The 7460-nt window shown below is 34.6% G+C and carries 4 protein-coding genes and 1 CRISPR repeat array; of the genes, 1 reads left to right on the forward strand and 3 read right to left on the reverse strand.

What is annotated here, in order from left to right:
- Window positions 1-323 precede the first annotated feature (323 nt).
- Complete coding sequence (locus tag H1P_RS29005; RefSeq protein WP_144874290.1) at window positions 324-1865, forward strand: hydantoinase B/oxoprolinase family protein; 1542 nt, start codon at window positions 324-326, stop codon at window positions 1863-1865.
- A gap of 234 nt (window positions 1866-2099) precedes the next feature.
- Window positions 2100-5326: direct repeats of the CRISPR family, unit length 37 nt; unit sequence GTTTCAATTCCTCTTAGGAATTAATTTTCGTTTAAAC.
- Window positions 5327-5559: 233 nt separating this feature from the next.
- On the opposite strand, the gene cas2 is transcribed toward H1P_RS29005, so the two are convergent.
- The 3 genes from cas2 to cas4 all read right to left on the reverse strand — a co-directional run.
- Window positions 5560-5835 (reverse strand): CRISPR-associated endonuclease Cas2, encoded by a 276-nt coding sequence (gene cas2, locus H1P_RS29010; protein WP_144874292.1) that lies wholly within the window; start codon window positions 5833-5835, stop codon window positions 5560-5562.
- Between the two features lie 3 nt (window positions 5836-5838).
- Entirely contained in the window at window positions 5839-6846 is a 1008-nt protein-coding gene (cas1d, locus tag H1P_RS29015; RefSeq protein WP_144874294.1) for a type I-D CRISPR-associated endonuclease Cas1d, read from the reverse strand.
- A 56-nt stretch (window positions 6847-6902) separates the two neighbouring features.
- Window positions 6903-7460, reverse strand: a 558-nt coding sequence (gene cas4, locus H1P_RS29020) for a CRISPR-associated protein Cas4 (RefSeq protein ID WP_144874296.1), incomplete at its 5' end; no start/stop codon positions are given.

Below are 7460 nucleotides of genomic sequence, written 5' to 3' on the forward strand. Positions count from 1 at the left end.
TTATTTTGCTTGTAGTTGAGTAAAGGGGAATTCTGGGAAATGCCAATTGAGATTGCTTCGGAATTGACATCCGTTTCAAGCATCCAATCTTGGGATCGATTTTTGCCGTTGTCAGTTTTGTGTTGAGACATTTTAACCACTTGCGCTTGGAGCTACTAAAAAAGTAGAAATCCCTACGTATTTTTACTCGATTTTTTTATATTACAGTAGTTTAAGTAAATCATTAAGGCTGATTAATCAAGTTATCAAGACCTTCATATTACGGATTCCAGCACATATATAATTCTTCTTCCTGAAGATAATTATGATTTCCCAATAAAATAATGAACGCTAAAACACAACCCGATCCAGTACGCTTGGAAATATTCAATAATCTCTATCAATTTATCGCCGAACAGATGGGGATTGTACTGCAAAATACCGCAGTGTCAGTAAACATAAAAGAGCGTTTAGATTTTTCTTGTGCTATTTTTGATTCCTCTGGTTCGTTAGTAGCCAATGCACCCCATATTCCCGTTCACTTGGGTTCAATGAGTGAGAGTGTTTTGAGCTTAATTAAAGACAAGCAAGACCATATTAAGCCAGATAATGTTTACCTATCGAATAATCCTTATAACGGTGGTACACACCTTCCTGATGTCACCGCAATTACCCCAGTCTTTTCCAATTCCCTCACACCTTTATTTTATGTTGCTTCCCGTGGACATCAAGCAGATATTGGAGGCATTACCCCTGGCTCAATGCCTCCCCATAGTGTAAATATAGAAGAAGAAGGAATACTTTTTGATAATTTTTTATTAGTAGAAGTCGGAAAATTTCGGGAACATCAAGTAAGAGAAATTCTCACCAATCATAAATATCCTGCAAGAAATATAGGGCAAAATATTGCAGATTTTAAAGCTCAAATTGCTGCTAATAATCGGGGAGTACAAGAGCTACAAAAGATGGTTGATAAGTATGGTCTCCAGACCGTACAAGACTATATGCAGTTTGTTCAAGATAATGCAGAAGAATCGGTAAAAAAAGTAATTGATGTCTTGCAAGATGGTGAATTTACCGTACAGCTAGATAATGAAGCTAAGATCGCTATTAAAATTACTATCGATAAAAATAATCGTACTGCTACTATCGATTTTACAGGTACATCACCTCAATTAGACAATAACTTTAATGCGCCCTCTGCTGTTACTCAAGCAGCAGTACTATATGTCTTTCGTACATTAGTAACCGATAGTATTCCTTTAAATGCTGGCTGCCTCAAACCACTATCTATAATTATCCCCGAAGGTTGTATGTTAAACCCTGTTTATCCCGCAGCAGTTGTCGCAGGAAATGTGGAAACTTCTCAACAGATTAGCAACTGCTTATATGGTGCATTAGGAATTATGGCAGCCTCTCAAGGAACGATGAATAATTTTACTTTTGGAAATGAAAAGTATCAGTATTATGAAACAATTTGTGGAGGTTCTGGTGCAGGAAATAATTATCACGGTACTGATGCAGTGCAAACCCACATGACAAACTCCCGTTTAACCGATCCAGAAGTATTAGAGTTACGCTATCCTGTTTTATTGGAAAGCTTCAGTATTCGTAAAAATAGTGGTGGTAAAGGTCTATATAATGGCGGAAATGGTGTAATTAGAAAGGTGCGTTTCCTTGAAGAAATGACCGCAGGAATTTTATCTGGTAATCGTGTTAACTCTCCTTTTGGTTTACAAGGAGGAACACCAGGAAAAGCAGGTAAAAATTATGTTATGAAAGAAGATGGTGCGGTTAAACAATTAGATAGCACTGCTACGGAAACAATGTTATCAGGAGATATTTTTGTACTTGAAACTCCTGGTGGTGGTGGTTTTGGAAAATAATTAATTTTAGTTTTTTAATTATTAAGCTAGGTAGTTAATAACATCAAATTATTTTATTTTGGATGTATCTCCAAAAATGAATGTATGTTGTATTAATGTATTTTTCATTCTTTTTAATTCAACCTTTACTTTAATCTAGCTACCATCATCGATGAAATGCAATAATTACCATTAATTTTTTCCTACTAAAGTTTAAACATTCCAAAAGGTGCTGGTACGCTCGGTTGCTAATTTGTTTCAATTCCTAAGAGGAATTAATTTTCGTTTAAACAATACCAATCCCACTGTTACGGGGAGCAATAAAGCGTTTCAATTCCTCTTAGGAATTAATTTTCGTTTAAACTTTTGTATCGTGCTAATCCGATTAAACGAAAACAAGTTTCAATTCCTAAGAGGAATTAATTTTCGTTTAAACCTGGGATAAATTCAAAGATTGGGCGACACGCCAAGGTTCTGTTTCAATTCCTAAGAGGAATTAATTTTCGTTTAAACACTACCAATCATGGCTGACCACTTACCATTTAAGTGTTTCAATTCCTCTTAGGAATTAATTTTCGTTTAAACTTTTATAAGTAGTATCGGGGCAAGGGCTATCTAGTGGTTTCAATTCCTCTTAGGAATTAATTTTCGTTTAAACACAAGTAATTATCTTCATCTCGATAGGCAATCTCTGTTTCAATTCCTCTTAGGAATTAATTTTCGTTTAAACTGTTGTTGTTGCAATGGGAGTCCGTATTGCTATTAGTTTCAATTCCTCTTAGGAATTAATTTTCGTTTAAACATTTTATTCGATAATTGGTTTTAGTTTGAGTTCACAGTTTCAATTCCTCTTAGGAATTAATTTTCGTTTAAACCCAGAAAACGCTGTCATTATCGGTAGTTTGATCTACAAAGTTTCAATTCCTCTTAGGAATTAATTTTCGTTTAAACTCGATACTGTCTATTTCTATCCCCTCCAGGAGGCAGTTTCAATTCCTCTTAGGAATTAATTTTCGTTTAAACTCGAGAATCTAAATCTCTGTTGTTGTCTTTTTCCTGTTTCAATTCCTCTTAGGAATTAATTTTCGTTTAAACCAGCAAAGTTTTTAATCATTAGATTTTAGGTATAAGTTTCAATTCCTCTTAGGAATTAATTTTCGTTTAAACCAGTAATTATTGGTTTTTTAATTCGTAGTGTTTTGTTTCAATTCCTCTTAGGAATTAATTTTCGTTTAAACATTATTAGTACTCCTGGTTTCAATCAATCTACTCAGTTTCAATTCCTCTTAGGAATTAATTTTCGTTTAAACCCACTACAGGATTCCCGTTTATATCGACATAAGTGACAAAAGTTTCAATTCCTCTTAGGAATTAATTTTCGTTTAAACTTTTCCTCATTCACATAGTCTTAAGGCTATGTCGTTTCAATTCCTCTTAGGAATTAATTTTCGTTTAAACGATAAATTCAAAGATTGGGCGACACGCCAGGGTTCAGTTTCAATTCCTCTTAGGAATTAATTTTCGTTTAAACCAGTACGTCCGTTCTCTACCGCTAATCTGTAACCGTTTCAATTCCTCTTAGGAATTAATTTTCGTTTAAACTAAGAGACTCCCGTGCGGGTCAGTCCCGATGTTTGTTTCAATTCCTCTTAGGAATTAATTTTCGTTTAAACATTCTATTGTTGATGAGGATGGGGTCGTCTATGGTTTCAATTCCTCTTAGGAATTAATTTTCGTTTAAACAATGATTCTACAGTATATTCACGGAGACAAAATATTGAGTTTCAATTCCTCTTAGGAATTAATTTTCGTTTAAACTTTGTTGGGCTTTTGCTACTTCTAGTTCTAGTTTTGTTTCAATTCCTCTTAGGAATTAATTTTCGTTTAAACCTGAAAGAAGAAGAGCTAATAATCCCCACATTAGTCGTTTCAATTCCTCTTAGGAATTAATTTTCGTTTAAACCTGAGATAGAAATCAAAGAATTAACCGATAACCGTTTCAATTCCTCTTAGGAATTAATTTTCGTTTAAACCCTTTTTTTAGTGTATTTGTTTGGTTCATTAGAGGTTTCAATTCCTCTTAGGAATTAATTTTCGTTTAAACATTTGTCATACAAGCTTCTGTTACCAGTATTCTTGTTTCAATTCCTCTTAGGAATTAATTTTCGTTTAAACCCTTCAATTAGGGAGTTAACCAAAGAAACTTACACGGTTTCAATTCCTCTTAGGAATTAATTTTCGTTTAAACAATTAGGGTTTGTCAAAGATTTAGATGCTCCCGTTGCGTTTCAATTCCTCTTAGGAATTAATTTTCGTTTAAACAATCGAGATGCTCCTCAGAAGAAATATCCCTTTGTGTTTCAATTCCTCTTAGGAATTAATTTTCGTTTAAACCTTTGATGGTGCTGGCGGTTATCCTAAGTTCAAAGTTTCAATTCCTCTTAGGAATTAATTTTCGTTTAAACAACAATCCTTAGAGCAAGTACGCTCTCAACTAGAAGTTTCAATTCCTCTTAGGAATTAATTTTCGTTTAAACAAGATATTTCTCGATCCAAGTAGCATCTTTATTGAGTTTCAATTCCTCTTAGGAATTAATTTTCGTTTAAACAATTCTGATTGAACTACCACCAGAATATTTTGATGGTTTCAATTCCTCTTAGGAATTAATTTTCGTTTAAACTCTGCGCTAATTCCTTTGATTAATAAATCGTGCTTGTTTCAATTCCTCTTAGGAATTAATTTTCGTTTAAACGTGAAATTTCTGTGGGATTAAAAGGAGAGTTTGCAGTTTCAATTCCTCTTAGGAATTAATTTTCGTTTAAACGCTTTTACCTCTATTTGCGAATCTATTAAAAATGGGTTTCAATTCCTCTTAGGAATTAATTTTCGTTTAAACCCAAGGAGCAGACTACAACATCTTTCAGCAAGGTTATGTTTCAATTCCTCTTAGGAATTAATTTTCGTTTAAACAATATGGTGCGCTCAATTTGAGGAGCAAGTTGATAGTTTCAATTCCTCTTAGGAATTAATTTTCGTTTAAACGAGTCTTTGCTTTCGCTTTAAGACTCCCGAAATTTCTTAATGTTTCAATTCCTCTTAGGAATTAATTTTCGTTTAAACGGTTGAAGCAACTAGGGGCGAAGAAGAGTCAGAGTTTCAATTCCTCTTAGGAATTAATTTTCGTTTAAACAATGTTGTCGCAGCTTGATATTTAGCAAGCCAATCCTGTTTCAATTCCTCTTAGGAATTAATTTTCGTTTAAACGCTCCTGATTATAGTAAACTTGAGCGCAAGATTAGTTTCAATTCCTCTTAGGAATTAATTTTCGTTTAAACTGAGATACTCACTCGATTAATCTCCGAAGGTTATCTGTTTCAATTCCTCTTAGGAATTAATTTTCGTTTAAACGTTCGGGGCAATAAGCTTTAATTACACCCATGGTTAGTTTCAATTCCTCTTAGGAATTAATTTTCGTTTAAACAACGGTATGACAAAACCCCTGATATATTTGATTTTCAAGGTGCATTGGCGCGGTACTGGGTTGATAATAGCACAAAGAAATAGAAAAATAGAGTCGAAATCGCTGAAAGCTTTACTCCGTATAGTGCGCGGCACCGAAATCAGCTTGATTACACTCAAAGCAAGATGCTGCAATAACTTCAGAGATTTTGGGAACTTAAGCATTTTCTACATCTATCCTTCCGCGCCAATATTCTACTCGGCAAAGAAAACAGTATCATCTCGAACAGCTTCACCACCAATACGTTCTACTTTATTCTGACAACAACCACAGAGAAAATAAAAGCGAATACTATCTGTTTCAGGATTAATTATTTTATTGAGACGCGATCGCAATTTAGCATATTCAGTCTTGGTTAAATCGCATTCAAACAAACTATACTGCATCCACTGACCAAAAGACTTAAGAATGTCATGAATTTTAGTTCGGCGTTTATCTTCAGATATATCGTAGCTAACTATGACAAACATAAATTATTTTAAAATCAATGGTGGATATTTATCCGTTTCTTTCATCAAATATTTAGCTACAAATCGCGCTTGAATTTCAAAGGCTTCTTGATAAGTACATTGACGTTTAAGAACAGGATGTTTAAATTTGGATTGCTTCTTTTGTTCGTAGAGACGCAGAAATATTTTTAATCCTTCTTTAGTTAAAGAAACAGCATTACTTAAAGGTTCGCTAGTAAAGTCATCAGGAGTTAGCTTTTCTTTATTGATAGCATTCAAAACCATTGCATCAACTACTAAAGGGCGAAATTCTTCCATCAAATCTAAAGCTAGTGATGGTCTACCATATCTTTGATAGTGGAGATAACCTAAATAGGGATCGAAACCAACAATGTTTACTGCACTTTGAACATCGTGACGTAGTAATGAATAGCCTAAACTCAATAAAGAGTTTATTGGCTCGGTTGGTGGACGACGAACGCGAGATTTGAATGTAAAATTAGGATTTTTGATTAATTGATTAAAACAACCAAAATAAGCAGCACTTCCTGCACCTTCTAATCCTCTTAATGAATCAATATTATTTGTTCGATCTATTGGTTCTATGGTTTGTTCTAGTTTAGTAATTCCCTTATCTAAATCCAATTCTGGATATTCGCGACGACGACGCATTAAAAGCTGGCGATAGTTTTTTAATTTGCCTCTGACAAAACCCCGTACTAAATGAATTGCTGACTCTGTTTCTCCCGCAGCCAACCATTGAGCTTTTCTGACAAAAATATTTTTGGTTAATTCTGGTTGCAAACAGCCTTTGTATCTTCCCGTAGCGGTGACAAAACTGAGAGGAATTTTTCTTTCTAACAGTTCGTTAATTACGGCAGGAGATATGGTAGCTTGTCCCATAATTACTAAACCATCAATTTTGATTAGTGGCACATCGAGTAATTTTTTCTTGTCCGCCTTTACCGTTAGTCTCTCGTCAGTTTTACCGATAAATGAATTGTATTCTTGAGTAATATATACTGTTCCCATAATTTAGTTTATTTCTAATTTTATTCCCCCAAAATTGGGGGCTAGGGGGCAAAATCTTATTCCTTATATCTCTCAACCTTCTTAGCTGCTTGAGGCAGACAGCGAGCATAAAGGCTACATCCTTTACAACGAGGTTTGTAAACTGGATGTGGCATTTTTCCAGTTGCCATCATGGTTTGAATGGCTGAGATTGTGGCGATCGCTTTTTTTCTTAAATCTTTATTGATCTCTACCTGCTGACGTTGATGGGAATGAGCATAATAAACATAACCAGTAGTAATAATTTTCCCAGTCATTTCTTCCAAGCACAAAGCCTGTCCGCATACTTGTAGAGCATCATTTGACCAATCATCTTTCTTCCCCCGCTTGTATTCAATAGGATAAATTTCGCCTCTATCGGATTCAATCAAGTCTGATTTGCCTATAAGTTGGTATTGTTCCGACTTGAGCCAAATTGCTCTTACTTGCCAAGTATTTTCTCGATTTTCTTCACTAACTGTATGAACTCTTTCGTGTAAACTTGTTCCTTGTATAGTGTAATGATTATCAATAAAATCTCCCGCACAAAACATTCGACCGCAGCGATGGGGACAGTAAGCGTAGTGATTGAGTGC

The organism is Hyella patelloides LEGE 07179 (assembly GCF_900659865.1).
GTDB lineage: Bacteria > Cyanobacteriota > Cyanobacteriia > Cyanobacteriales > Xenococcaceae > Hyella > Hyella patelloides.

Excerpts from the sequence above, each read along its gene's own strand:
- H1P_RS29005 (WP_144874290.1), top strand. The coding sequence starts at position 324 with ATGAACGCTAAAACACAACCCGATCCAGTACGCTTGGAAATATTCAAT.
- cas2 (WP_144874292.1), bottom strand. The coding sequence starts at position 5,835 with ATGTTTGTCATAGTTAGCTACGATATATCTGAAGATAAACGCCGAACT.
- cas1d (WP_144874294.1), bottom strand. The coding sequence starts at position 6,846 with ATGGGAACAGTATATATTACTCAAGAATACAATTCATTTATCGGTAAA.